Annotated in this window: 28 protein-coding genes; 14 read left to right on the forward strand and 14 right to left on the reverse strand. The window is 66.4% G+C overall.

All coding sequences use genetic code 11. From position 1 onward, the window contains the following. Positions 1-86 precede the first annotated feature (86 nt). The 4 genes from ASE70_RS03940 to aqpZ all read left to right on the forward strand — a co-directional run bounded on the left by ASE70_RS03940 (position 87) and on the right by aqpZ (position 2,974). The gene (locus ASE70_RS03940; RefSeq protein WP_082438909.1) at positions 87-431 is read left to right on the forward strand and encodes a hypothetical protein; all 345 of its coding nucleotides are present in this window, start codon (positions 87-89) and stop codon (positions 429-431) included. A gap of 24 nt (positions 432-455) precedes the next feature. Further along, positions 456-1,808, forward strand: coding sequence for a mechanosensitive ion channel (locus ASE70_RS03945; protein WP_056501594.1), 1,353 nt, complete (start codon positions 456-458; stop codon positions 1,806-1,808). Then, positions 1,805-2,089, forward strand: a complete 285-nt coding sequence (locus ASE70_RS03950; RefSeq protein WP_056501598.1) for a CsbD family protein — start codon at positions 1,805-1,807, stop codon at positions 2,087-2,089. The genes ASE70_RS03945 and ASE70_RS03950 overlap by 4 nt, the downstream gene beginning before the upstream one ends. Positions 2,090-2,164: 75 nt before the next feature. After that, positions 2,165-2,974, forward strand: coding sequence for an aquaporin Z (aqpZ, locus tag ASE70_RS03955; protein ID WP_056501601.1), 810 nt, complete (start codon positions 2,165-2,167; stop codon positions 2,972-2,974). 107 nt (positions 2,975-3,081) lie between these two features. Here aqpZ and grxD read toward each other — a convergent pair whose 3' ends face one another. The 9 genes from grxD to ASE70_RS04000 all read right to left on the reverse strand — a co-directional run bounded on the left by grxD (position 3,082) and on the right by ASE70_RS04000 (position 10,382). Continuing rightward, positions 3,082-3,405, reverse strand: a complete 324-nt coding sequence (gene grxD, locus ASE70_RS03960; RefSeq protein WP_056398467.1) for a Grx4 family monothiol glutaredoxin — start codon at positions 3,403-3,405, stop codon at positions 3,082-3,084. A 32-nt stretch (positions 3,406-3,437) separates the two neighbouring features. Next, positions 3,438-3,680, reverse strand: coding sequence for a BolA/IbaG family iron-sulfur metabolism protein (locus tag ASE70_RS03965; protein WP_055996542.1), 243 nt, complete (start codon positions 3,678-3,680; stop codon positions 3,438-3,440). Further along, a complete protein-coding gene (locus tag ASE70_RS03970) occupies positions 3,680-4,003 on the reverse strand; it encodes a DUF1476 domain-containing protein (RefSeq protein WP_056398408.1) in 324 nt (107 codons plus the stop codon). The genes ASE70_RS03965 and ASE70_RS03970 overlap by 1 nt, the downstream gene beginning before the upstream one ends. 331 nt (positions 4,004-4,334) lie before the next feature. Further along, complete coding sequence (locus ASE70_RS03975; protein ID WP_200925594.1) at positions 4,335-5,330, reverse strand: NADPH:quinone oxidoreductase family protein; 996 nt, start codon at positions 5,328-5,330, stop codon at positions 4,335-4,337. Next, the gene (gene leuD / locus ASE70_RS03980) at positions 5,293-5,922 is read right to left on the reverse strand and encodes a 3-isopropylmalate dehydratase small subunit (protein ID WP_056501602.1); all 630 of its coding nucleotides are present in this window, start codon (positions 5,920-5,922) and stop codon (positions 5,293-5,295) included. The genes ASE70_RS03975 and leuD overlap by 38 nt, the downstream gene beginning before the upstream one ends. 126 nt (positions 5,923-6,048) lie before the next feature. Further along, the gene (gene leuC, locus ASE70_RS03985) at positions 6,049-7,485 is read right to left on the reverse strand and encodes a 3-isopropylmalate dehydratase large subunit (RefSeq protein WP_056501605.1); all 1,437 of its coding nucleotides are present in this window, start codon (positions 7,483-7,485) and stop codon (positions 6,049-6,051) included. A gap of 437 nt (positions 7,486-7,922) precedes the next feature. Continuing rightward, on the reverse strand, positions 7,923-8,558 hold the full coding sequence (locus tag ASE70_RS03990; RefSeq protein ID WP_056398418.1) for a CoA transferase subunit B: 636 nt from the start codon (positions 8,556-8,558) through the stop codon (positions 7,923-7,925). A gap of 4 nt (positions 8,559-8,562) precedes the next feature. Continuing rightward, complete coding sequence (locus ASE70_RS03995; RefSeq protein ID WP_056501703.1) at positions 8,563-9,456, reverse strand: 5'-nucleotidase, lipoprotein e(P4) family; 894 nt, start codon at positions 9,454-9,456, stop codon at positions 8,563-8,565. Between the two features lie 224 nt (positions 9,457-9,680). Then, the gene (locus tag ASE70_RS04000; protein ID WP_082450638.1) at positions 9,681-10,382 is read right to left on the reverse strand and encodes a CoA transferase subunit A; all 702 of its coding nucleotides are present in this window, start codon (positions 10,380-10,382) and stop codon (positions 9,681-9,683) included. A 127-nt stretch (positions 10,383-10,509) separates the two neighbouring features. On the opposite strand from ASE70_RS04000, the gene ASE70_RS04005 reads away from it, so the two are divergent. Next, positions 10,510-12,162 carry a thiamine pyrophosphate-binding protein gene (locus ASE70_RS04005; RefSeq protein ID WP_056501609.1) on the forward strand — a complete coding sequence of 551 codons (1,653 nt, stop codon included), beginning with the start codon at positions 10,510-10,512 and terminating at the stop codon, positions 12,160-12,162. Between the two features lie 480 nt (positions 12,163-12,642). On the opposite strand, the gene ASE70_RS04010 is transcribed toward ASE70_RS04005, so the two are convergent. The 3 genes from ASE70_RS04010 to thiS form a co-directional block, all read right to left on the reverse strand. Then, a complete protein-coding gene (locus ASE70_RS04010) occupies positions 12,643-12,987 on the reverse strand; it encodes a hypothetical protein (RefSeq protein WP_056501611.1) in 345 nt (114 codons plus the stop codon). 149 nt (positions 12,988-13,136) lie between these two features. Then, the gene (locus ASE70_RS04015) at positions 13,137-13,319 is read right to left on the reverse strand and encodes a CsbD family protein (protein ID WP_055996560.1); all 183 of its coding nucleotides are present in this window, start codon (positions 13,317-13,319) and stop codon (positions 13,137-13,139) included. A gap of 89 nt (positions 13,320-13,408) precedes the next feature. After that, positions 13,409-14,413 (reverse strand): sulfur carrier protein ThiS, encoded by a 1,005-nt coding sequence (thiS, locus tag ASE70_RS04020; RefSeq protein WP_082450641.1) that lies wholly within the window; start codon positions 14,411-14,413, stop codon positions 13,409-13,411. 107 nt (positions 14,414-14,520) lie between these two features. Between thiS and aroQ the strand changes: the two genes are divergently transcribed. From aroQ to ASE70_RS04045, 5 genes are all read left to right on the forward strand, one after another. After that, positions 14,521-14,955, forward strand: coding sequence for a type II 3-dehydroquinate dehydratase (gene aroQ, locus ASE70_RS04025; RefSeq protein ID WP_056501613.1), 435 nt, complete (start codon positions 14,521-14,523; stop codon positions 14,953-14,955). A 42-nt stretch (positions 14,956-14,997) separates the two neighbouring features. Then, entirely contained in the window at positions 14,998-15,510 is a 513-nt protein-coding gene (gene accB / locus ASE70_RS04030; protein ID WP_056501616.1) for an acetyl-CoA carboxylase biotin carboxyl carrier protein, read from the forward strand. 1 nt (position 15,511) lies between these two features. Next, positions 15,512-16,861, forward strand: coding sequence for an acetyl-CoA carboxylase biotin carboxylase subunit (gene accC / locus ASE70_RS04035; protein ID WP_056501620.1), 1,350 nt, complete (start codon positions 15,512-15,514; stop codon positions 16,859-16,861). Between the two features lie 180 nt (positions 16,862-17,041). Continuing rightward, positions 17,042-17,377, forward strand: coding sequence for an arsenate reductase (glutaredoxin) (gene arsC, locus ASE70_RS04040; RefSeq protein ID WP_056501624.1), 336 nt, complete (start codon positions 17,042-17,044; stop codon positions 17,375-17,377). 533 nt (positions 17,378-17,910) lie between these two features. Continuing rightward, positions 17,911-19,494 (forward strand): phospholipase D-like domain-containing protein, encoded by a 1,584-nt coding sequence (locus ASE70_RS04045; protein WP_056501627.1) that lies wholly within the window; start codon positions 17,911-17,913, stop codon positions 19,492-19,494. Positions 19,495-19,851: 357 nt separating this feature from the next. Here the strand turns inward: ASE70_RS04045 and ASE70_RS04050 are convergent, their stop codons facing one another. After that, entirely contained in the window at positions 19,852-20,088 is a 237-nt protein-coding gene (locus ASE70_RS04050) for a hypothetical protein (protein WP_056400153.1), read from the reverse strand. A 245-nt stretch (positions 20,089-20,333) separates the two neighbouring features. Here ASE70_RS04050 and purL point away from each other — a divergent pair, with 245 nt between their 5' ends. From purL to bfr, 4 genes are all read left to right on the forward strand, one after another. Further along, positions 20,334-22,556 (forward strand): phosphoribosylformylglycinamidine synthase subunit PurL, encoded by a 2,223-nt coding sequence (gene purL, locus ASE70_RS04055; RefSeq protein WP_056501630.1) that lies wholly within the window; start codon positions 20,334-20,336, stop codon positions 22,554-22,556. 10 nt (positions 22,557-22,566) lie between these two features. Then, the gene (locus tag ASE70_RS04060; RefSeq protein WP_056501633.1) at positions 22,567-23,790 is read left to right on the forward strand and encodes a DUF418 domain-containing protein; all 1,224 of its coding nucleotides are present in this window, start codon (positions 22,567-22,569) and stop codon (positions 23,788-23,790) included. 81 nt (positions 23,791-23,871) lie between these two features. Further along, a complete protein-coding gene (locus ASE70_RS04065) occupies positions 23,872-24,042 on the forward strand; it encodes a (2Fe-2S)-binding protein (RefSeq protein ID WP_055996590.1) in 171 nt (56 codons plus the stop codon). A gap of 102 nt (positions 24,043-24,144) precedes the next feature. After that, the gene (gene bfr / locus ASE70_RS04070; RefSeq protein ID WP_055996593.1) at positions 24,145-24,636 is read left to right on the forward strand and encodes a bacterioferritin; all 492 of its coding nucleotides are present in this window, start codon (positions 24,145-24,147) and stop codon (positions 24,634-24,636) included. Positions 24,637-24,915: 279 nt separating this feature from the next. Here the strand turns inward: bfr and ASE70_RS04075 are convergent, their stop codons facing one another. Then, positions 24,916-25,323, reverse strand: coding sequence for an Hpt domain-containing protein (locus ASE70_RS04075; RefSeq protein WP_235512302.1), 408 nt, complete (start codon positions 25,321-25,323; stop codon positions 24,916-24,918). Between the last annotated feature and the right edge of the window lie 76 nt (positions 25,324-25,399).

Raw genomic sequence — 25,399 nt, forward strand, 5'->3', positions numbered from 1 at the left:
CCGAAGTACTTGGTACTATGGTGCATATATACCTGGGATACATCCAAGTTCAGCATGGTTAATTCCGCTTCTAAAGGGGAAATATCATGCGGATCGCAAGCATTGTCGTGGCTTCCACGGCAATAGGATTGTCGCTGTCGGGTTGCGTGAACCCGTCGGCGCGGATCGCGTCGTCACTGGAAGGCTATGGGTTTCAACCCGATCAGTCGCAATGCGTCGGCGACCGGCTCGAAGCCAATTTGTCGCTCGGCCAGTTGCAGCAACTGGGGCGCGCCGCCCGTGCCGCCCGCGAAGGCGACACCACGCCCGGCCGGCTGACCGTCAGCGACTTCGTCCGCGCCGCCGCTGCGGTCAAGGACCCGAAAGTCCCGCTGGAAGTCGCCCGCGCCGCTGCCGGGTGCGGCGTCCTCACCAATCCGCCGGCGCTCTGACGCCCTACCATATTGGAAATCGTCATGAACGACGTAACCTATGCGGGCGGCACCGTCGTGTCGCACGGCCGCGAATTCGGCTCGCAACTGCTTTTCTACGCTGAACAATGGGGTCCGCGCATCCTTGCCGCGCTGGTCATCCTCGGTATCGGCTGGCTGATCGCGCGCGGCATCAAATGGGGTGTCGCCAAGCTGGTGAACCGCACCCCGCTGGCGCGTCACGCCAACGAACCGGGCCATGTCGAACGCCATCCCGACAGCATCGGCGCACAGGTCGGCGACGCCGCCTATTGGGTCGTGCTGCTGGTCACGCTGTTCCTCGCCGTCCAGCCGCTGGGCCTGACCGGCGCGACCGGCCCGCTCGGCGACATGCTGCGCGGCTTTGGCCAGGCGGTACCGCACATCATCGGGGCCAGCCTGATCTTCTTCCTCGGCTATGTCCTTGCAAAGGTCGCGCGCAAGGCCGTGGAGGCGATCGTGACCGCCAGCCATGTCGAACGGCTGTCGTCGCGCCTTGGCGACGCGACGCCCGCCGATCCGGCGATGCTCGCCCGGACGCTGGGTGCGATCGTCTTCGCGCTCATCATCATTCCGGTGGCGATCGCCGCGCTCGATACGCTGAACATCGCCGCGATCTCGCAACCGGCGACGGCGATGCTGCGCATCATCCTCGACGCCATCCCGCATGTCATCGCCGCCGCACTGATCCTCGCCGTCGCCTATGCGATCGGCAAGTTCGCCCAGCGCCTGCTGACCCAGTTCCTTGGCACCACCGGCTTCGACCGCGCGATCGGCGCGACCGGGCTGTGGCAGCAGGCGACCAGCGAGTCGGCGGGCAGCACTGCCGGGTTCCGGCCATCGAAGCTGGTCGGCAACGGCGTCTTCGTCGCCGTGCTGATCTTCGGGTTGATGGAGGCGTTCCGCCAGCTCAGCTTCGACTATGGTTCGCAGATCATGGCCGAAGTGCTGACGCTGTTCGGACAGGTCGTGTTCGGATCGGTCATCATCTTTGCCGCGGTCGTCATCGCCCGTCTGATCGGCCATGCGATCGAACGCAGCGGCGACGGGGGCGCGCGTGCCGCTGCTCCGGTCGTCCGGGTCGCGATCATCGTGCTGGGCACCGCGATCGGCCTGCGCTTCATGGGGCTGGCCGACGACATCATCAACATGGCGTTCGGCCTGCTGTTCGGTGCGGTCGCGGTCGCCTTCGCCCTCGCCTTCGGTCTCGGCGGACGCGAACCGGCCCGCCGCGCCGTCGCCCGGCTGCTCGACCGGGACGACAAATCCGCCCGCGACACCGCCCGTCCGGCCGATCCGGCCGCGACCGGCGAGCGCCCGGACTATTCCAACCGCTTCAATCAAGGAGACGACCTATGAACACCGACACCCTGACCGGAACCGCGACCGACCTTGGCGGCAAGCTGAAGGAAGGCATCGGCGCCGCCACCGGCGACAAGACGTTGCAGAGCCAGGGCAAGGCCGACCAGCTCGGCGGCAAGGTCCAGCAGACCTATGGCGAAGCGAAGGACGTGGTCGAGGATACGATCCGCCCGGTGATCGACTATGTCCGCCAGTTCGTCCGCGAACGCCCGTTCGCCTCGGCGGCACTGGGCGGCGTGCTCGGCATCGCGCTCATCAACACCCTGCGCGGCAAATAACCGGGAAGGGCGGGGGGTCGCAGCGACACCCCGCCCGCCTGCCATCGCCATCATCGCACTGTAAGGACACATGACATGACCGACGATATCGGCATCCGTCCCCGTCCTGTCGCCGCCGCCCGGCGGCTCGCCGCCGAAGCGTTCGGCACCTTCTGGCTGGTCGTCGGCGGCTGCGGTGCCGCCGTCCTCGCCGCGGGCAGCAACGTGCCCGGATCGATCGGACTGCTCGGCGTCTCGCTCGCGTTCGGCCTGACCGTCTTCACCATGGCGTTTGCGGTCGGCTTCATTTCCGGCGGCCATTTCAATCCGGCGGTCAGCGTCGGGCTCGCCGTTGCCGGCCGCTTCCCGGCGCGCGACCTGCCGCTCTACATCGTCGCGCAGCTGATCGGTGCGACGCTGGGGGCCGGCGTCGTGGCGCTGATCGCGGCGGGGCAGCCCGGCTTCGACCTCGTGTCCAGCGGTCTTGCGGCCAATGGCTATGGCGCGCACTCGCCCGGCAGTTATTCGATGACCAGCGCGTTCGTCATCGAAGCGTTGCTGACCGCCGGCTTCCTGCTGGTCATCATCGGCGCGACCGACGCGCGATCGGCGGCCCCGTTCGCTCCCTTGGCGATCGGTCTGGCGCTGACGCTGATCCACCTGATTTCGATTCCCGTGACCAATACCTCGGTCAATCCGGCGCGCAGCACCGGTCCGGCACTGTTCGTCGGCGGCTGGGCCCTGTCGCAGCTCTGGCTGTTCTGGGTCGCCCCGCTGGCCGGTTCGGTCGTCGCCGGTATCGCCGGTCGCTGGCTCTTCGCCCATCAGCCGCGCGACCAGTCGCCCGGCCCGATCGGCGACATGCCGATCGAACGGATGGTCGAACGCGACCGCGCCGAACGATAAGCCAACTCGACACGAACAGGCCCGACCGCATCGCCATGCGGCCGGGCCTGTTTGTTCATGCGGCACCACGCGAAGCCGCGCTACTGCCCGGAACCGGAAGGCGTCGCTTAAGCCGCCTTGTCGCCGCCCAGCAATTCGGCCAGCTCGCCGCTCTCGTACATCTCCATCATGATGTCCGACCCGCCGACAAACTCGCCATTGACGTACAACTGCGGGATGGTCGGCCAGTCCGAATAGGCCTTGATGCCCTGCCGGATGCCCTGATCCTGCAACACGTCGACGCTTTCGAACTGGGTGTTCAGGTGGTTCAGGATCGCCACGGCCCGGCTCGAAAAGCCGCACTGCGGGAACAGCGGGCTACCCTTCATGAACAGCACCACCGGGTTGCTCTGCACCACCGCATCGATGCGGGCGTTGGTATCGTCGGTCATCGTCATATCCTTCTCGTCGCCCGGCGGGCGCGTCATGCCTGTGGAGTGGGGACGCCGGTCGTCAGTTGCAATGCGTGCAGTTCGCCGCCCATCCGCTCGCCCAGCGCGGCATAGACCGCGCGTTGCTGTGCGATACGCGGTTTCCCACGGAAACTCTCCGACACGACCCGTGCCGCATAATGGTCGCCATCGCCTGCCAGATCGGTGATCTCGACCACCGCATCGGGGATGGCGGCGACGATCAGCGCCTCGATCGCCTGTGCCTCCATCGGCATTACATGCTCTCCAGCAGCTGCCGGCGGGCTTCGACCGCGCAATCGGCCATCGCCTGGCGAATGTCCGACTCGCCGCAATCGACTCCGGCGGCGGCCAGATCGGATATCAGCTTGCGGATCACGTCCTCGTCGCCGACTTCCTCGAAATCGGCCTGCACCACCGACGTCGCATACGCATCGGTTTCGGCCGGGGTCAGTTCCATGCGTTCGGCGGCCCATTGGCCGACCAGCTTGTTACGCCGCGCGGTCACGCGAAACGCCATTTCCCCGTCACGGGCGAATTTGGCTTCGAAAGCGCGCTCCCGGTCGTCGAACGTCGTCATGGCAATCCCCTAATGGTCCCTCCCTCGCGAGATAGGACGCAGCCGGGTTCCGCGCAACGGCGTCGCGTTTCGGGGCGCTGCTCGGTGAACAGAAGGGATTCACGCGGAGGCGCGGAGGAAGGAGATCAATGCGCGCAGAGGCGCAAAGGACGCAAAGGGATGGCCATTGTCGCGATCACCCGCCGCGCCAGCGGCCTTTGGCTTTCAGGGCAACAGGGCGAGAGGCCTCGCCAGACATGCTGCGATCATCGCGCCCCCAACCCCTCTGCGCCTTTGCGCCTCTGCGCGAAAAAACACCTTCTTCTACTCCGCGCCGCCGCGTGAACCCAATCTACGGCACCACCACGAGCTTCCCGACGACCCGACGCGCCGCCAGTGCAGCGATCGCCTCACCCCCGCGCTCCAGCGGAAACACGCCCGTAACCTTCGGTGCGATCGCCCCCTCGTCCCATAACCGGAACAGCGTCGCCACATGCGCCGCATTCGCCGCCGGATCGCGCATCGCGAACGCGCCCCAGAAGACGCCGCATACATCGCAACTCTTCAGCAGCGTGAGATTGAGCGGCAGCCTCGGTATCCCCGCCGGGAACCCGACGACCAGATAGCGCCCTTCCCACCCGACGCTCCGCAGCGCCGGTTCGGCATAGTCGCCGCCGACCGGATCGAACACGATGTCCGCGCCCTGCCCGCCGACCGCTACCTTGAACGCGTCAGCCAGCGCCTTCGACGCAGCCTTGTCGAGCGGTGCGTGAGGATAGACGACGACCTCGTCCGCCCCCGCGCTGCGCGCCGCCGCCGCCTTCTCCTCCGAAGACACCGCCGCGACCACCCGCGCGCCGAACGCCTTGCCCAGCTCGATCGTCGCCAGCCCGACCCCGCCCGCAGCCCCCAGCACCAGCAACGTCTGCCCCGCGGCGATCCGCCCGCGATCGACCAGCGCGTGGATCGCGGTGGCATAGGTCAGCAACAGCGCCGCGCCGTCTTCGAAACTGCGGTCCGGTGGCAAGCGGTGAAGCGCGGAGGCGGGCAGCGCCAGTTTCCCGACCATCCCGCCATGGCCGGTGACCGCGATCACCCGGTCGCCGACCGCCCAACCCGCGACACCCTCGCCGACGCTCTCGATCACACCCGCCACCTCGCCCCCCGGCGCGAACGGGCGCGGCGGGCGGAATTGGTAGCGATCCTCGATGATCAGGACGTCGGGATAGTTGACGGCACAGGCGCGGACGGCGACGACGACCTGCCCCTTGCCCGCCACCGGCTCCGGCAATTCGCCGATCGCAAGCGTATCAGGCCCGCCCGGCTCCTTCGACAGCAACGCCCGCATCACCGCTTCTCCCATTGAGCCACGGTCGGGCATTCGCCACGCCGGACTCATATTTCGAAATCGCGGTATCTTGTGCCAGCGTCATGCCGATCTCGTCCAGCCCTTCCATCAGGCACCGGCGACGAAACGGATCGAGGTCGAAGGCGAAGCGATCCTGATACGGCGTGGTGACGGTCATCGTCTCCAGATCGACCGCGATCGGCTGATCCTTCGCCACGTCGACCAGCCGGTCGATCGCCGCTTGCGGCAGCACGACGGTGACGATCCCGTTCTTGATCGCGTTCCCGGAAAAAATGTCGGAAAAGCTCGGCGCGATCACCGCCTTGACGCCCATGTCGCCCAACGCCCATGCGGCGTGTTCACGGCTCGAACCACAACCGAAATTCTCGCCCGCGATCAGGATCGGGCTGCCGGCATAGCGCGGATCGTCGAAGATATTGCCGGCTTCCGCCCGCACGCTCTCGAACGCGCCCTTGCCCAGCCCCTCACGCGTCGTGGTCTTCAGCCAGTGCGCCGGAATGATGATGTCGGTGTCGATATTCTTGGCACCCCATGGATAGGCGCCGCCCTCGACCTGCGTGATCGCTTCCATCCTATGCTCCGTCGCGCGGCACGACCAGCTTGGCCACCACCGGCCGCACGCTCGATGCATAGGCCGCCGCGACTCCGCTCAGCACCGCGCCCGCGATCAGCGCCATCAACACCTTCTTCATACGCTTTACTCCGTCACCAGTTCGCGGACATCGGCCAGCCGCCCGGTCACCGCCGCCGCCGCCGCCATCGCCGGGGACAACAGATGCGTCCGTGCGCCCGGTCCCTGCCGCCCTACGAAATTGCGGTTGCTGGTGGAAGCGCAGCGTTCGCCCGGCGGCACCTTGTCCGGGTTCATCGCCAGGCACATCGAACAGCCCGGTTCGCGCCATTCGAAGCCCGCTTCGGTAAAGATCCGGTCCAGCCCCTCGGCCTCCGCCTGTCGCTTGACCAGCCCCGACCCCGGCACGACCAGCGCCTGCTTGATCCCGCCCGCGACATGGCGACCCTTCACGACGCTGGCGGCGGCGCGCAGATCCTCGATCCGGCTGTTGGTGCAGCTGCCGATGAAGATGTAGCTGACCGGAACGTCCTGCATCCGCGTGCCCGGCGTCAGCCCCATATAGTCGAGCGATTTCTGCGCCGCGACGCGCTTGCTGGCATCGGCGAAGCTGTCGGGCGACGGCACCACGCCGGTGATCGGCACGACATCCTCGGGGCTCGTGCCCCAGGTCAGCGACGGTGCGATATCGCTGGCGTGCAACTGGACAACGCGATCGTACCGGGCATCGGCGTCGGTCGGCAGCGTCCGCCAGTAATCGACCGCCCGGTCCCAATCGGCCCCGGCCGGGGCCATCGGCCGCCCCTTCAGATACGCGAAGGTCGTCTCGTCGGGCGCGATCAGCCCGGCGCGCGCCCCGCCCTCGATCGACATGTTGCTGATCGTCAGCCGCCCCTCGACCGACAGGCCGCGAATGACCTCGCCGGTATATTCGACGACATAGCCGGTGCCGCCCGCCGCGCCGATCTTGCCGATGATCGCCAGCACGACGTCCTTGGCCGACACGCCATAGCCCAGCGTCCCGTCGACGCGGATTTCCATCGTCTTCGATTGCTGCAGCAACAGCGTCTGCGTCGCCAGCACATGTTCGACCTCGCTGGTGCCGATCCCGAACGCCAGCGCGCCCAGCGCCCCGTGCGCGCTGGTATGGCTGTCGCCGCACACCAGCGTCGTTCCCGGCAGGGTAAAGCCCTGTTCCGGCCCGACGACATGGACGATGCCCTGCGCCGCCGCCGTCGCGTCGATATAGCGGATGCCGTATTCGGGCGCGTTCTTCTCCAGCGCCGCCAGCTGGCTGGCACTGGCCGGATCGGCGATCGGCAGGCGGTTGCCCTGTGCGTCGACCCGTGCCGTCGTCGGCAGGTTGTGATCGGGCACCGCCAGCGTCAGGTCGGGCCGCCGCACCCGCCGTCCGGCGGCGCGCAGGCCCGCAAACGCCTGCGGACTGGTGACTTCATGGACGAGATGCCGGTCGATATAGATCAGGCAAGTGCCGTCATCGCGGCGTTCAACGACATGGTCGTCCCAGATCTTCTCGTACAGGGTTTGCGGACGGTTGCTCATGGCCGCGCGTTAACCGAAAATAGTCGTCAACAAAAGGCCGCACGACATTTTATTACCGATATCCCCGGACTGCATAAGGGCGCATCGAGCCTGTGGAACAGTAGGAAAAGGTTGGTTCACGCGAAGGCGCGAAGACGCGAAGGGAGAAAAGAGAATTCGCGCAAAGGCGCAGAGGACGCAGAGAGGTTGGGGACGTGGCGGTCACCACCTGTCCGGCGAAGCCTCTCTTCCTTTTGCCGCAAGCACCGAACGCCGTTGTCGCGGCGGACTTTATCGCAAACGCAGTGCTTTGCGCCCTTCGCGCTTCTGCGCGAACGAATTCTGCTACTTCTTCCTCCGCGTCTCCGCGCCTCCGCGTGAAACCCCTCTTCTTACCCAGCGCCCACCGCGAACGTCACCCCAGCCTTCCCGCAAAGGACGTCCGTGGCGAGGCGAGGCTACCCCTCGTACGCGGCCGTCGTCTTCGCCCGAACCTCGTCCGCGCTCACCCCCGGTGCACATTCGATCAGCCGGAACGGGCTGTCATGGTCGGCCCGCTGGAACACCGCCAGATCGGTGACGATCATGTCCACCACGTTGCGCCCGGTCAGCGGCAGGGTGCATTCGGGGATGAACTTCGGATCGCCGTTCTTGGACGTGTGTTCCATCACGACGATGATCTTCTTGACCCCGGCGACCAGATCCATGGCCCCGCCCATGCCCTTCACCATCTTGCCCGGAATCATCCAGTTGGCGATGTCGCCGGCTTCCGACACCTCCATCGCGCCCAGCACGGTCAGGTCGATATGCCCGCCGCGGATCATCGCGAAGCTGTCGGCGCTGCTGAAATAGGCCGATTGCGGCAATTCGCTGATCGTCTGCTTGCCGGCGTTGATCAGGTCGGGGTCCTCCTCGCCGGCATAGGGGAACGGGCCGATGCCCAGCATGCCGTTTTCCGACTGCAACGTCACCTCGACGCCATCCGGGATGTGATTCGCGACCAGCGTCGGGATGCCGATCCCCAGATTGACGTAGAATCCGTCCTTCAGCTCGCGCGCGGCACGCGCCGCCATTTCATCGCGGGTCCAGGCCATGCGGTTACTCCTTGCGCGCGCCGGGATCGGTCCAGCGCAGATCATTGGGGAAAACATCGTCGAAATCACCGGCCAGCGCGGTGCCATAGACCGGGTTGGGCAGCACGAACCAGCCATTGCCCCATAGCGGGGCGATGGCCGGCGAATCGGCGGCGGCGCGACGCTCGACCGGTTTCAGCCCGGTGTTGAACAGGTCGCTAAAATCGCCCAGCTGATCGCCGACCAGCGCCACGACGCAGTATCGGCTGGCGATCAGCGCCCGCCGCGCATCCTTGCCCGACCCGCCCGGCGCGTCCCCCTTCAGGAACAGCGTCTCGCCGTGCTTGGCGGGGCCGAGGCCCGCGCGGTTCAGCACGCCTTCGGTGAACTCGGCGGTCGCGGCGTTGCGGTTGGTGTTGAACACCACGGTCACCCCCGCCGCGCGCAGTGCCGCCAGCCCTTCGACCGCGCCCGGCACGGCGCGGGTCGCGCGCCCGTCCGATCGCTCCCACCGTTCCCAGCGCGCGGCATCATAGCCAAGGCCGCCGCGCGCATCCGAATATTCATACCCGGTGTTCAGCAGCACGGTTTCGTCGACATCGAACACGACCGCCGGCTTGCCGGTGCAGGGCCACTGCGCCGGCTGCGCGAGCGTCGCATTGGCGGCAAGGACCGCCGACAACGGCATCCGCCGGAGCGTCGTCCGGTCGCGCAGATACTGGTTCACATAGCGGACCAGCCCGGCATAGGCCTGCCGGCTAGCCGCCGCCGCCTCCCCCGACCCATAGAGATACTGCATCCCCGCCGGCACGCCCGACACGGTCGCCAGCGCGACCGGCGCGGCGGACTGGTTGCCCACCGCAACGACGCAGCCCGACAGCGCGAAGGCAGCGAAACCGAGGGTAAGCGCGCGGCTCACCACACTCGTCACCCCGGACTTGATCCGGGGTCCCGCTTCTTCTTCCACAGCGGGAGAGTAGCGGGACCCCGGATCAAGTCCGGGGTGACGCAGTGAGAGGGCGAGTGCCCCGCCCCCACCCGTATCCCCGCGGAGGCGGGGATCCAGAGCCAAAGGTACCGCCGGCAGTGACCCGCAATCCTGGATTCCCACCTTCGCGGGAATACGGAAAGACCACAACCCCATCAGACCCGCTCCCGCACCGTGCGGAATTCGATCTGCTTGTCATAGGGCGCGCCGACGATCATCCGCTTCACATAGATGCCCGGCAAATGGATCGCATCGGGGTCGAGCGACCCGACCGGCACGACTTCCTCGACTTCGGCCACGCAGAAATTGGCGGCGGTCGCCATCGGCTGGTTGAAATTGCGCGCGGTCTTGCGAAAGATCAGGTTGCCGGCCTCGTCGGCTTTCCACCCCTTGATGATCGACAGGTCGGCGCGAATACCGCGTTCGAGGATATAATCCTCGCCGTCGAACTGCTTCACTTCCTTGCCTTCGGCGATCAGCGTGCCGACCCCGGTCTTGGTATAAAATCCCGGAATACCCGCCCCGCCCGCGCGACAACGTTCGGCCAGCGTCCCCTGCGGACAGAATTCGACCTCCAGCTCGCCCGACAGATACTGCCGTTCGAACTCCTTGTTCTCACCGACATAGCTCGAAATCATCTTGGCGACCTGCCGGCTGCGCAACAGCTTGCCCAGACCCTGTCCGTCGATTCCGGCATTGTTGCTGGCGATGGTCAGCTTCTGGACGCCCGACGCCTGAATCGCGTCGATCAGCCGTTCGGGAATGCCGCACAGGCCGAACCCGCCCGCGCAGATCGTCATCCCGTCGTGGAGCAATCCCTCCAGCGCCGCCTCGGCACTCGGGTACAGCTTGTTCACTCGCTCTCTCCCAACTGGTCGCGTCGCCGATGTCGCAGGGTCGACCGGGCGGGTCAAGAACCTGAACCGCCCTTCAACTTCGCCGCCCGCTCTGGCGTCGACCGGTGGCCCGCGATAGCGTGGGGCCATGACAACTCCACGACCCGGCGGCCGCATCCTCGTCGATGCCCTTGTCACTTATGGCTGCGACCGCATCTTCCACGTCCCCGGCGAAAGTTTCCTCGCGGTCCTCGACGCGCTGCACGACACGCCCGCGATCGATCTGGTCACCTGCCGGCAGGAGGGCGGGGTCGGCTTCATGGCCTGTGCCGATGCGGTGCTGACCGGCCGGCCGGGCGTCGCGTTCGTCACGCGCGGCCCCGGTGCCACCAACGCGTCGATCGGCGTGCATGTCGCGATGCAGGATTCGATTCCGATGCTGCTGTTCATCGGCGACGTCGATCGCGGAATGCGCGACCGCGAAGGATTTCAGGAGGTCGATTTCCTGACGATGTTCGCCCCGCTCGCCAAGCTGGTGCTGCGCATCGACGATCCCGCGCGCATCCCCGAATATATCGCCCGCGCGTGGCGCACCGCCACTTCCGGCCGTCCGGGGCCCGTGGTGATCGCGCTGCCCGAAGACATGCTGGTCGAGGAAGCGGTGGCGGTCGACCGCCCGCCGCTAGCGAAACTCGAAACGATGCTCGACCCCGCCAACTTCGGTGACCTGCTCGACCGATTGCGCCGGGCCGAACGTCCGGTCGCGATCGTCGGCGGTGCCGGCTGGGACAAGGCGACCGGTGCCGCCTTTGCCGCCTTCGCCAAGCAATGGGGCATCCCCGTCGCCGGCGCCTTCCGCCGACAGGACGCCATCGCCAACGACACCCGCGCATGGGCCGGCAATCTCGGCTACGGCCCCTCGCCCAAGCTGGTCCAGCGCATCAAATCCGCCGACCTGCTGCTGGTCGTCGGTGCCCGCCTCGGCGAAGCCACCACCGACGGCTATACGCTGGTGACCCCCGACCATCCCGGCCAGACGCTGATTCACGTCCACCCCGACCCGGCCGAGCTCGACCGTGTCTACCGCGCCGACCTCGCCATCGTCGCCGACCCGTTCGCCTTCGCCGACATGCTGACCCAAGCCGAACCGCCGGCGCAACCCGCGCCCGCCGCTGCCGAAGCCCATGCCGAATGGCTGGCATGGTCGACCCCCGCCCCCCGCGACGTGACCCTCGACCTCGGCCAATGCGTCGCGGCGATGCGCGAGCGCCTCTCCGGCCACGACACGATCATCTGCAACGGCGCAGGCAATTTCTCGGGCTGGTGGCATCGCTACTGGCACTATGGCTGGTCGGGCACGCAGCTCGCCCCGACCTGCGGCGCGATGGGCTATGGCGTCCCCGCCGCCGTCGCCGCCGCCTTGCGCGAACCCGACAAACTGGCGGTCGCGATTGCCGGCGACGGCGACTTCCTGATGAACGGACAGGAACTCGCCACCGCCGTCCAGACGCAAGCAAACCTGCTCGTCATCCTCGTCGACAATGGCGGCTACGGCACGATCCGCATGCATCAGGAACGCGAATATCCCGCACGCCTCAGCGGCACCGCGCTTCACAACCCCGACTTCGCGGCGCTGGCCCGTGCCTATGGCGCGTGGTCCGAAACCGTCGAGACGACCGACCAATTCGCCCCCGCCCTCGACCGCGCGCTGGCGCGGACCGGTGTCCGCCTGCTCCACTGCAAGACCGAGATCGAGATCATCACCCACAGCACGACGATCGCCGCCATCCGCAATCGTTAACCTCGCCCGCTGCGGTACCCCGGACCATGCGGGATCGACATTCAGTTCGCTGCGCGTAAGGAATAGCGTTCCATCCCCTTTCGTCACTCCCGCGCAGGCGGGAGTCCATATACGCCAGCGTCGCGGATCGAGCCGAACCGTTGGCGTTTATGGATTCCCGCCTGCGCGGGAATGACGAAATTCCGTGGTTATCGCTGAAGGTCGATCGGCCCTAGTTCGAGACCTCTGCAACCGTCGCGCGTCGAGGCGCCCCCCCCCGTACCCCCGCGCAGGCGGGGGTCCAGAGCCAAGCGAAACAACCACTTGCGCTTGTGACACTGGCCCCCCGCCTGCGCGAGGGTACGCTGATGGATCAGCGATCGCGACCTTTGCAGGGATCGCGAACACATCCGGCCTGACGGTCATGAACCTCTGTCGGCCCACCCGGACCCGCGTCGGGCAGCAATTCCGATCGAACCGTTCGATCACACCGCCCCGGCGCTACTCCACATCCGCCGCCAGCCGGTCCAGCCACGCCTGCGCCTGCTTGCGCTCGCCCACCGCCTGCGGCCCGACGGGCCCGCGCGATTTCAGGAATGCGTGGTACAAGGCGAAGGGCGGCATCCCCAACTGCTCGCGCATCGCGTCGATCTCCTCGCCGATCTGGACCAGTTCGTCGACGACCGGGGCGATCGCCGCGCGGGTACGGCGATCGCGGTTGTGATCGAACAGCCCCTGCCTGCCCAACGCCGCCGCCGTCAGCGCCGCGATCAGCGCATCGCGATAGTCGCTCTCGCGCTCGACGCGCAACGTTTCGGTACGGGCAAGTCGATCCGCTCTGGCCATCCCCGTTCCTATCGCGTCCGCGGCCGACCCGCAACGCGCGGCCTGCCGCAACCCGACGCCTCCGAAAACGAAAAGAGCCGCCCCGGTTTCCCGGAGCGGCCCTGTCGCACCATCCGCCAACTACCCGGCGGTACGCAGTGCGGATCGGCTCAGATCTTGTCGCCGAGCGCGCCCTTGACGCTGCCCTTGACGTCCTGTCCGGTGCCCTTGGCCTGCTGGGCCTCGCCTTCGGCTTCCAGACGCTCGTTGTCGGTCGCCTTGCCTACGGCTTCCTTGACGTTCCCGGCGATCTTGTTGCCGGCGGCGGCCAGCTTGTCGGTGAGTTCACCCATGAAAGGCTCCTGTAGGTTGGCGAGGTTTCCCTCGTTGGATTGCGATTATACAAAGCGCAACCGCACCCACCGGTTCCATTAAACTTACTTCATATCAGGCCCGCCAGCGGGCTCGACGGATCGGCATAGCGCCGCCGCTGCATCCGGCCCGCCAGATAACCCATGCGCCCCGCCTCGACCGCGGCCTTCATCGCGCGGGCCATCAGCACCGGGTCCCTGGCCTCGGCGATGGCGGTGTTCATCAGCACACCGTCGCAGCCCAGCTCCATCGCCACCGCCGCATCGGACGCCTGTCCGACACCGGCATCGACCAGCACCGGCACCTTCGCCCCCTCGACGATCAGGCGGATCGTCACGAGGTTCTGGATGCCCAGCCCCGACCCGATCGGCGCGCCCAGCGGCATGATCGCGACCGCGCCCGCATCCTCCAGCCGCTTGGCCGCGATCGGATCGTCGACGCAATAGACCATCGGCAGGAAACCCTCCTTGGCCAGCACCTCGGTCGCGCGCAGCGTCTCGACCATGTCGGGATACAGCGTCCGTGCCTCGCCCAGCACCTCCAGCTTGACCAGGTCCCAGCCGCCCGCCTCGCGCGCCAGCCGCAGCGTACGGATCGCGCTGTCGGCGTCGAAGCAGCCGGCGGTGTTGGGCAGGTACGTGACCTTTTTCGGATCGATATAATCGGTCAGCATCGGTGCCTTGGGGTCGCTGACGTTCACCCGGCGCACCGCGACCGTGACGATCTCCGCGCCCGATGCCGCGACGGCGGCGGCATTCTGTTCGAAATCCTTGTACTTGCCGGTGCCGACGATCAACCGCGACCGGAACGTCCGCCCCGCCACGCTCCACGTATCGGCATCCTTCCGCGCGACATGATCGCCGCCGCCGACGAAATGCACGATCTCCAGCTCGTCGCCATCCTCGACCTTCACGTCCTTCAGCGTCGAACGCGGCACGACCTCCAGATTGCGCTCGACCGCCACCTTTTCGGCGACCAGCCCGATCTGCGCGGCCAGCTCGGCGATGGTCAGCCCGTCGCGAACCCGCATGTGATCGCCGTTGACCGTGATGCTGATGGTGCCGTCGCTATGCATGTCGTCTCCTGCGGGCGCGCCGTTCTCTCGACTTACCGGGCCCGGTCCGGCTATGGTGCGCTGCATATAGGGAGGGCGGACAAGCCCCCGCAACCGAAAGCACCGCCTTGTCTGCCACCGTCTTCGTCCTCAACGGCCCGAACCTGAACCTGCTGGGCCTGCGCGAACCCGACATCTACGGGTCGGACACGCTCGACGACATCGCCGGGATGCTCGAGGATCGCGCCCGCGAACTGGGGTTGCAGATCGACCTGCGCCAGTCGAACCACGAAGGGCATCTGGTCGACTGGCTGCACGAGGCACAGGCGGAGGGTGCCAAGGCGGTGCTGCTCAACGCCGGTGCCTATACCCATAGTTCGATCGCGCTCCACGACGCGATCAAGGCGGTGAAGACCCCGGTGATCGAGGTCCATCTGTCCAATCCGCATAGCCGCGAGGATTTTCGCCACGTCAGCTTCGTCGGCCGTGCCGCACGCGGCACGGTGGCCGGGTTCGGCGCGCTGTCCTATCTGGTCGCGCTTGAAGCGGCCGCCCGCATCTGACAAGGGCGCGGTTTCTATAAGAATACACCATTGGGGGTTACCATGGCAGACGACAATCAGGGCGAAGGAACGCCGTTCACCAGCCACGCGATGCGCGTCGACATCGACCTCGTCCGCGCGCTGGCGCAGGTGCTCGACGAAACCGACCTGACCGAGGTCGAGGTGGAGGACGGCGCGCGCAAGGTCCGCGTGGTGCGCAAGCCCGCGCCGGTCGCACAGGCGACCTATGCCCCGGCCTATGCACCGCAACCCGCGCCGCAGCTTGCCAGCGCCGCGACGACCACGATCGAGGCCGGCGCCGCCGCCCAACCGATCAGCGCCGTGCCGCCGGTCACCTCGCCGATGGTCGGCACCGTCTATCTCGCCGCCAATCCCGATGCGAAGCCGTTCATCGCGGTCGGGCAAAAGGTCGCGGCCGGCGATACGCTGGTCATCATCGAAGCGATGAAGGTCATGAACCCGATCGTCGCCCCCGCCGCCGGCACCGTGACGCAGGTCCTCGTGTCGAACGGCCAGCCGGTCGAATTCGACCAGCCGCTGGTGGTCGTGGAATAACATGCCCGAAATCAAGAAACTGCTGATCGCCAACCGCGGCGAGATCGCGCTCCGCATCCACCGCGCGTGCCATGAAATGGGCATCAGGACGGTCGCGGTCCATTCGACCGCCGATGCCGATGCGATGCATGTCCGCCTCGCCGACGAAGCCATCTGCATCGGACCGCCGGCGGCGACCGACAGCTATCTCAACATCCCCAACATCATCTCGGCCGCCGAGATCAGCGGCGCGGACGCGATCCATCCGGGCTATGGCTTCCTGTCGGAAAACGCCAAGTTCGCCGAGATCGTCGAGCTGCACAACCTGATCTTCGTGGGGCCGAAGCCCGAACATATCCGGGTGATGGGCGACAAGGTCGAGGCGAAGCGGACCGCCGGCAAGCTCGGCCTGCCCCTCGTCCCCGGCTCCGACGGCCCGATCGCGGACGTCGACGAGGCCAAGGCGATCGCCGCGTCGATCGGCTATCCGGTCATCATCAAGGCCGCATCGGGCGGCGGCGGGCGCGGCATGAAGGTCTGCGCCAGCGAGGACAGCCTCGAAACGCTGATGCAGCAGGCGGGCAGCGAAGCGAAGGCGGCATTCGGCGACGCCACCGTCTATATGGAGAAATATCTCGGCAACCCGCGCCATATCGAGTTCCAGGTGTTCGGCGACGGCAACGGCCATGCCATCCATCTGGGCGAGCGCGACTGCTCGCTGCAACGCCGTCACCAGAAGGTGCTGGAGGAAGCGCCCTCGCCCGTCCTCGGACAGGCCGACCGCGACCGGATGGGGAATATCTGCGCGAAGGCGATGGCCGATATGGGTTATCGCGGCGCGGGTACGATCGAATTCCTGTGGGAAGACGGCGAGTTCTATTTCATCGAAATGAACACCCGCCTGCAGGTCGAACATCCGGTGACCGAGATGATTACCGGCCTCGACCTGGTTCGCGAACAGATTCGCGTCGCCGAAGGCCATGGTCTGACCTGCCACCAGGAACAGATCCGCTTCACCGGCCACGCGATCGAATGCCGCATCAATGCCGAGGACCCGCGCACCTTCGCGCCGTCGCCCGGCACGGTGAAGCATTTCCACGCCCCCGGCGGCATGCACGTCCGCGTCGATAGTGGGCTGTATGCGGGCTACAAGGTACCGCCTTATTACGACAGCATGATCGCCAAGCTGATCGTCTATGGCACCACCCGCGAACGCTGCCTGATGCGCCTGCGCCGCGCGCTGGAGGAATTCGTGATCGAGGGGATGAAGACCACCATCCCGCTACATCAGGCGCTGCTCGACGACCCCGAATTCCAGCAGGGCGACTATACGATCAAGTGGCTCGAAGAATGGCTGGCAAAGAACGACTGACGTAAAATCCTCCCCGCCCGCGGGGAGGATGACGCCAAAATCCTCCCCGGCACGGGGAGGGGGACCATGCGCAGCATGGTGGAGGGGGGTGTCCACGGACGCAACCGTGGTGAAGCGGGCCAGCCCCCTCCGCCACCGGCTACACTGACGCCCCCCTCCCCACCATCTGGGGAGGAAAGCATGAAAGCCACGATCTACCACAACCCCCGCTGCTCGAAGTCCCGCGCAGCCCTGACGTTCCTGACCGAAGCCGGCACCGACGTCACCGTCATCGAATATCTGAAAACCCCGCCGACGCGCGCGCAACTGGCCGACCTGTTCCACCGCGCCAACCTTACCCCCCGCCAAACCCTGCGCACCGGCGAACCCGAAGCCGGACCGCTGAAGAACGCCACCGACACCGCCATTCTCGACGCGATGGCCGAGCACCCCATCCTGATCGAACGCCCGATCGTCGAAACGTCCAAGGGCGTCGTCATCGCCCGTCCGCCGGAGCGGGTGCACGACATCCTGTAACCACCTCCCCACCGCCTCACCCGAGACCTCTGCGAAAGCCGCGCGCCAAACCAAACCGAGCCGTACCCCGGCGAAGGCCGGAGTCCAGTTGGGAAGGTTTTTCCGTAATGTACGAACGTCCCCCAACTAGGCCCCGGCCTTCGCCGGGGTACGGTCAGAGGAGTTTCGCTAAGGTCTCGGCTTGACCCGGAGTGACGACAGATCGACGCCCCCCATCGTCCTTCCCGCGAAGGCGGTAATCCATAAACGCAACCCTAGCGCCTCCAGCTCGAACCCAAGCGTATAGGAGCCCTCACCCTCACGGGAACGAAGGCAAGCGCACCAACATCCGCCCTTTCCTACATGCCCCCGCCCTGCCAGCATCGCTCTCCCGCTCTTTCCCATCGTCCGCCCGCCGCCCGCTCCAACCCGCGTCCGCCCCCGCGCGCCACGAACCGCGCACGAGTGTGACCTTTGTGACCTTTGGCCGTGTCCCACCGCACGAACCGCCGCTAACGCTTGGAACCGTCACGATAGGATGCCATGGCGGGCGCATGGCTCTTCACACCCCTCCGCTCGAACCCGGCCGCAATTGCTGGCGGATCGAGCGCGCGACCCGCGCGACCGTGCTGGTCGATGCCGACAATTATTTCACCCACGCCCGCGACGCGATGCTGAAGGCAAAGAAGCAGATCCTGCTGATCGGCTGGGACTTCGACGCGCGCATCCGGTTCAAGACCGATCCCGACAGCGAAGGCCCGGAAAAGGTCGGCGAATTCATCAGCTGGCTGGTCCGCCGGACGCCGGGGCTGCAAATCCATATTCTGCGCTGGGACACCGGCGCGATCAAGACGCTGTTCCATGGTCGCACTCTGGTGCGCATTGCCAAATGGATCGCCGATCCGCAGGTCCATATGCGCCTCGACGGGCATCACCCGATCGCCGGATCGCATCATCAAAAGGTCGTGGTGATCGACGACAGCGTCGCCTTTTGCGGCGGCATCGACATGACCGTCGACCGGTGGGACACGCGCGAGCACCTCGACAACGATCCCCGCCGCCTCGAACCCGACGGCACCCCCTATCAGCCATGGCACGACGTCACGACGGCGCTCGAAGGGCCGATCGCCGCCGCGCTGGGCGACATGTGCCGGCACCGCTGGGCGGTGTCGGGGGGCGATGCCCTGCCCGCGCCGACCGGCACCGGCGATTGCTGGCCGACCGGGCTCGACGCCGACTTCAGCGAAATCGACGTCGCCATCGCCCGCACCATTCCCGAAATGGCCGAACAGGAACCGGTGCACGAGATCGAGACGCTCTATCTCGACCTGATCGCCCGCGCCGAACGGTTCTTCTACGCCGAAAGCCAGTATTTCGCCTCGCGCAAGGTCGCGGAAGCGATCGCCCGGCGGCTGGAAGAAGCCGATGGTCCCGAGGTCGTGATCGTTAACCCGACCACCGCCGAAGGCTGGCTCGAACCCGTCGCGATGGATTCGGCGCGCGCCCGGCTGTTTCAGGCATTGAAGGAACGCGACCGCCACGACCGGCTGCGCATCTACCACCCCTTCACCGCCGGCGGCACCGCCATATATGTCCATGCCAAGGTGACGGTGATCGACGACCAGCTACTGCGCGTCGGCTCGTCCAACTTCAACAACCGCTCGCTGCGCCTCGACACCGAATGCGACGTCACCGTCGATGCCACCCGCCACGTCAACGCCAACGAACGCCGCACCATCGCCGGCATCCGCGACTCCTTGCTCGCCGAACATCTCGGCACCGATTGCAAGACGATCGAGGCCACGCTGGAGCGCACCGGTTCGCTGATCGCGACGATCGAGGAACTGCGCGGCGAAGGCCGCTCGCTGCGCCCCTATGAAGTGCCGGACCTGAGTGCGGTCACCGAATGGCTGGCGGACAACAAGATCCTCGATCCCGAAGGTCCGGGCGAGATGTTCGAGGGGCTGTCACAGCGTACACCGCTGCTCAAAAAGCTGAAGAAGCACCGCCCGCATCTCCACCGCGCCGACCATACGCTGTCGCCGGTCATGACGGCGGTCGCGGTCGGCGGCACCGTTGCCGGCGGCACGCTGATCGGTATGATGCTGTGGCAGGCGTGGAAGAAGCGGGGGGACTAGCCGCTCGTCTTCCGGTCAGGAGACCGCGTGATGCTTTGGGTGCTCGCCGGATCGACATGGGCGATCGCGCTGCTGTCGCTCATCGCGCTTCGCTACGAGGTTCCGATCCGCTTACGGCAAGCGGTAGGGATCGTCGCGCTTGTTCCGCTAGCGATCTTGGCGTGGCGCTGGTGGTCGGGAACGGCATCGCCGGATCTCGGCCCCCGCCTTCTTCGTCATGTTGGGCGGACTGTTCTGCGACGACCTTGTTACCAAAATCGGGGAACGTCGGTGGGCCGCGCCGGACTACGCTACCGGGCAAGGTACGAACTGAAAACCGAAGCGGGGACCGAACCGGCCCCCGCCCCGCAACCGGACTTAGTTGCTGTCCGAATTGTCGTCGGTGGCGATGATGACGCCGCCGGCAACGATCGCGGCTGCCAACAGTGCGAACACGATGCCGCCACCGGCCAGCTTCTGGCCACCCTTGGTCGGGGCCGACGCACGGACCGACTTCGCAACCGACAGCGACTGTGCGTTCGATGCGGCGTTGGCGGCGACCGGGGCTGCGACCAGCGTGGTTGCGGCGATTGCCGTCAGAAACTTCGAAACCATTCAAATTCTCCCTTGCTCGGCATCACGCCCTGCTACGCCAGCGACCGGCGATGCGGATCACCGACGTCTAGCGCCATGCAAGGTTCCCACAGCAAAGGGGTTAACCGAAGCGGATTTACATCCAGCGGCGCATAATTGTTCTGGCGCTGTACCTATTTTGCAACGCAACAGAACCGGCGGAAACACGGCAGCAACGATCACAAACCGGCTGGCACCGCCCGCGCGCGCACGCTAGAGGCACGCCCATGACCCAGATCACGCCCGAGATCGTCGCCGAACACGGCCTGAGCCCCGAAGAATATGAGCGTGTCCTGCACGCGATGGGCCGTGCGCCGAACCTCACCGAACTCGGCATCTTTTCGGTCATGTGGTCGGAACATTGCAGCTATAAATCCAGCCGCATCCACCTGAAGAAGCTGCCGACGACCGGGCGTCAGGTCATCTGCGGCCCGGGCGAGAATGCCGGCGTCATCGACATCGGCGACGGACAGGCGGCGATCTTCAAGATGGAGAGCCACAACCACCCGTCGTACATCGAACCCTATCAGGGGGCGGCGACCGGGGTCGGCGGCATCCTGCGCGACGTGTTCACCATGGGCGCGCGCCCGATCGCGAACCTCAACGCGCTGCGCTTCGGCCGGCCCGATCACCCGAAGATGCGCCACCTGATCTCCGGCGTCGTCCACGGCATTGGCGGCTATGGCAATTGCGTCGGCGTGCCGACGGTGGGTGGCGAGGTGAATTTCCACCCGGCCTATGACGGCAACATCCTCGTCAACGCGATGACCGTCGGCGTCGCCGATACCGACAAGATCTTCTATTCGGCCGCCAGCGGCGTCGGCAATCCGATCGTCTATGTCGGCTCCAAGACCGGCCGCGACGGCATCCATGGCGCGACGATGGCCTCGGCCGATTTCGGCGAGGATGCCGAGGAAAAGCGCCCGACCGTGCAGGTCGGCGACCCCTTCACCGAAAAGCTGCTGATCGAGGCCTGCCTCGAACTGATGGCGTCGGACGCGATCGTCGCGATCCAGGACATGGGCGCGGCAGGCCTCACCTCCTCCTCGGTCGAGATGGCGTCGAAGGGCGGGGTCGGCATCGAACTGGTCATGGACGACGTGCCGCAGCGCGAGCGCGGCATGACCCCGTACGAGATGATGCTGTCGGAAAGCCAGGAGCGGATGCTCATGGTCTTGAAGCCCGGCCGCGAGGATTTCGCCCGCGCGATTTTCGACAAATGGGAGCTCGACTTCGCCGTCATCGGCCATGTCACCGACACCGGCCGGATGGTGTTGAAGTGGCAGGGTGAGGTCGTGGCGGACATTCCGCTCGCCCCGCTCGCCGACGATGCGCCGCTCTACGACCGGCCGCACGTGCCGACGCCCAGGCCCGCCGAACTGACGAACGTGCCCGAATGCACCGATCCGGCCGCCGATCTCGTGAAGCTGATGGGATCGCCCGACATCGCCAGCCGCCGCTGGATCTGGGAACAGTACGACCATATGGTCGGTGCCGACACGGTGCAGCGTCCCGGCGGCGACGCGGCGGTGGTGCGGGTGCACGGCACGCGCAAGGCGCTGGCGATGACCACCGACTGCACCCCGCGCTATTGCTTCGCCGATCCGGTCGAGGGCGGGAAACAGGCGATCGCCGAGGCGTATCGCAACCTGACCGCCGTCGGTGCGACGCCGCTGGCCGTCACCAACTGCCTCAACTTCGCCAACCCGCAGCGCCCGGAGATCATGGGCCAGATCGTCGGCTGTCTCGACGGCATGAGCGAGGCGTGCCGCGCGCTCGACTTCCCGATCGTATCGGGCAACGTGTCGCTCTATAATGAATCGAAGGCGACCGGCGGCGGTTCGGCGATCCTGCCGACCCCGGCGATCGGCGGCGTCGGCCTGCTGGCCGATTGGGAAAAGTCGGCGACGATCGCGTTCAAGCAGACCGGCGACATCATCCTGCGCGTCGGCGACCGCACCGGGCCGCTCGGTCAGTCGCTCTGGCTGCGCGAACTGCACGGCCGCGAGGAAGGTCCGCCGCCGCCGGTCGATCTCGACGCCGAACGCAGCACCGGCGGCTACATCCGTCAGGCGATCCTGTCGGGCAAGATCACCGCCTGTCACGACGTCAGCGATGGCGGCGTCGCGGTGACGGTGGCGGAGATGGCGCTGGCCGGCAATATCGGCGCGATCCTCGACCGCAAGCTGCCCTTCGACGACATCGCCCGCTCGCTCTTCGCCGAAGATCAGGGCGTCTATATCGTCACCGTCCATGACCATGCCCTGCTCGAATTCCTGCAGGGCGCGGAAAAGGCCGGGGTCGATGCCGAACCGATCGGCCGGACGATCGGCAGCCGCATCATCTTCGAACTGACCGATGGCGATTTCGCCGTGTCGCTCGACGACCTGCGCAAGGCGCATGAAGGCTTTTTCCCGGCACTGATGAACGGCGACGCCGCCCTTGCCTGACCCGGCGCCCATGGGCCGTATCGCGACGATCGATACGGTCCGGGGCGTCGCGGTCATGGGAATATTGTTCCTCAACATCCTCGCCTTCGCCCTGCCCGAGGCGGCCTATATCAGCCCGCGCGCCTATGGCCTGAACGGCGCGGCCGACCGCGTCGCCTATTATGCCGTGCTGATCCTGTTCGACGGCAAGATGCGCGGGCTGTTCTCGTTCCTGTTCGGCGCGTCGCTGCTGCTGGTCACCGACCGGGCAGAGGCGGCCGGGCGCGATGCGGCGGCGGTCCATTACGCCCGGATGGGCTGGCTGTTCGTGCTCGGCCTCGCCCATGCCGCGCTGTTGTGGCGCGGCGACATCCTCGCCCATTATGCGCTGATCGGATCGGTTGCCTATGCGTTCCGCGCGCTCGGCCCCGGACGGCTGCTGGCATTCGGCATCGCCTTCGCGGCTGTCGATGCGCTGCTGATGGGCTCGATCCCGCTCGCCTATCTGTCGATGCAGGCGAGCGACGGCGCGACGGCCGTGCAGAATCTGCGCGATTTCCGGAACGCGTTCGGCGTCCCCGCTCCCGCCGTCCTTGCCCAGGAGCTTGCCCTGTATCGGGGCAGCTACGCCGGCATCCTCGCGCACAATCTGGCGGAGATCGGCGAAAGCCTCGGCAACACGCTCATCATCGGCTTCGAAACCCTCGCCTATATGCTGTTCGGCATGGCCGCGCTGCGCAGCGGGATGCTCGACGGCCGCTGGTCGCGTCGCCGGCTATGGCGATGGGCGATCGGCGGGATGGGGATCGGCCTGCTCGGCTATGGGGCGATCGCGGTCTGGATCGCATCGCGCGACCTCGACGTGCTGGCCATCGTCGCCGGGCCGATCGCGCTCGCCACCCCGGTTCGCGCGATCATGATCCCCGGCTGGGCGGCGACGATCGTGCTGCTGGCCGCCGGCAGCGGCCCCGTCGCACGTCGATTCGCCGCTGCCGGGCGGATGGCGCTCAGCAACTATCTCGCCACCAGCATCGTCATGTGCTTCCTCTTCTACGGCTGGGGCCTCGGCCAGTTCGGTCACTGGTCGCGCGCGTCGCTCTATCTGCCGGTGTTCGCGATGTGCGCGGCGATGCTGCTCTGGTCGCCATGGTGGCTGGCCCGCTTTCGCTACGGCCCATTCGAATGGCTGTGGCGCTCGCTGGCGCGGCGGCAATGGCAACCGATGCGCAGTTCGTCGACGACCCCGACACGATGAATTGATGCGAATGATCCGCAATAATTGTTGCGAACGATTTTCACTACCAGTATGACCGACCCAACGGAGCGAGGGTCGAACATGGTCGTATGCGTCTGTAATGCCATTCGGGAACGCGATGTGCGGGAGGCCGCGCGCGGTGGCGCGAACAGCGCCTGCCAGGCATATCGCGCGCTGGGATGTCAGGCGAAATGCGGTCAATGCGTGCCGTTCGCGCGAGCCATTATCGATGCGGAACGCGCGGCTGCGTAGCGTTCGCACCTGCGCAAACCCTCGGAAATCAGCCATTTTGATGCTGTCCCTGTTGCACCAAACCGCGTAAGTCCCGTCCATCACAGGATAAGGACGAACGACGTGAAGGGCGACGCAAAGGTCATCGAATTTCTGAACGAGGCACTCCGGAACGAGCTGACCGCGGTCAACCAATATTGGCTGCACTATCGCCTGCTCGACCATTGGGGCGTCTACAAGCTCGCCCAGTTCGAACGCCACGAATCCATCGACGAGATGAAGCACGCCGACCGTCTGGCGGAGCGCATCCTGTTCCTCGACGGCCTGCCCAACTTCCAGCTGCTCGGTCGCCTGCGCGTCGGTGAAACGGTCGAGGAAATCCTCAAGGCCGATCTCGCGATCGAAGTCGAAGCGGTCGCGCAGCTGCGCGAGGCGGTCGCCTATTGCGAGAGCATCCGCGATTTCGTCAGCCGCGATCTGTTCGCGGAAATCCTGATGAACGAGGAAGAGCATGTCGACACGCTCGAAACCCAGTTCGAGATGATCGAGCGGATGGGCATCCAGAATTACATCCAGCTCAACGCCAAGTCGGAATACGACAAGCACGGGCTCTGATACGGACGGTCGCCCGCGGCGTGCGGGCGACCTTACGCCCCCTTCGGCACCCCGGTTTCACGCCGGGGTGGCGCTCTTTCGGTGCCGGACGGCAGGGCCTCGGATCAGGTCCGCAGCACTACAGGCCGATCACCCACGTTGAAGCGAACGTCATCCCAGCGCAGGCTGGGATCGCCCGGTGATAGTACGCGGCAGGAGCCCCGCGAGGCCCCAGCCTCCGCTGAGGCGACGTTTTCGATAGGGTGAGTCAGACTCCAACGGGACAGCCGACCCCCGCCCCTACAGCGCGACCGGCCGCTTGCCGAACCCGGTCGACTTGCGCTGCGCCAGCGGGTTGCTGTCGCGGTCGAGCGACGCCAGCGTCGCCTGAAACGTCGGGCGCAGCCGCGCGACATGTTCCAGCGCCTCGGTCGGCTCGTCATGCGTCTCGACGCATTTGCGGGCGATCAGCTCGATCCCCTCCGCCATATCGGCCAGCGTCTCCGCGCCGAACTGCCGCGATTCACCCTTTAGCGTATGCGCGGGCAGGACCATCGCCACCGCATTCTGTTCGCGCATCGCCTGTTCGATCGCCAGCAGCGACTTCAGCCCATCCTCGCGGAAATATCCGAGAATGCGGATGAAATTCGCGCCCAGTTCTGCCCGCGTCTGCGTCAGTACCCGCTGATCGATCAGCCCGTCGTTCATGACCATCCCCGTCACCCAATCCGCACGCCGTGTCCGGCATGGACGAGCACCCGTATTGAAATGGCGTAAACAGACG

Origin of the sequence: Sphingomonas sp. Leaf22, from assembly GCF_001421715.1 — a bacterium.
Taxonomy (GTDB): domain Bacteria; phylum Pseudomonadota; class Alphaproteobacteria; order Sphingomonadales; family Sphingomonadaceae; genus Sphingomonas.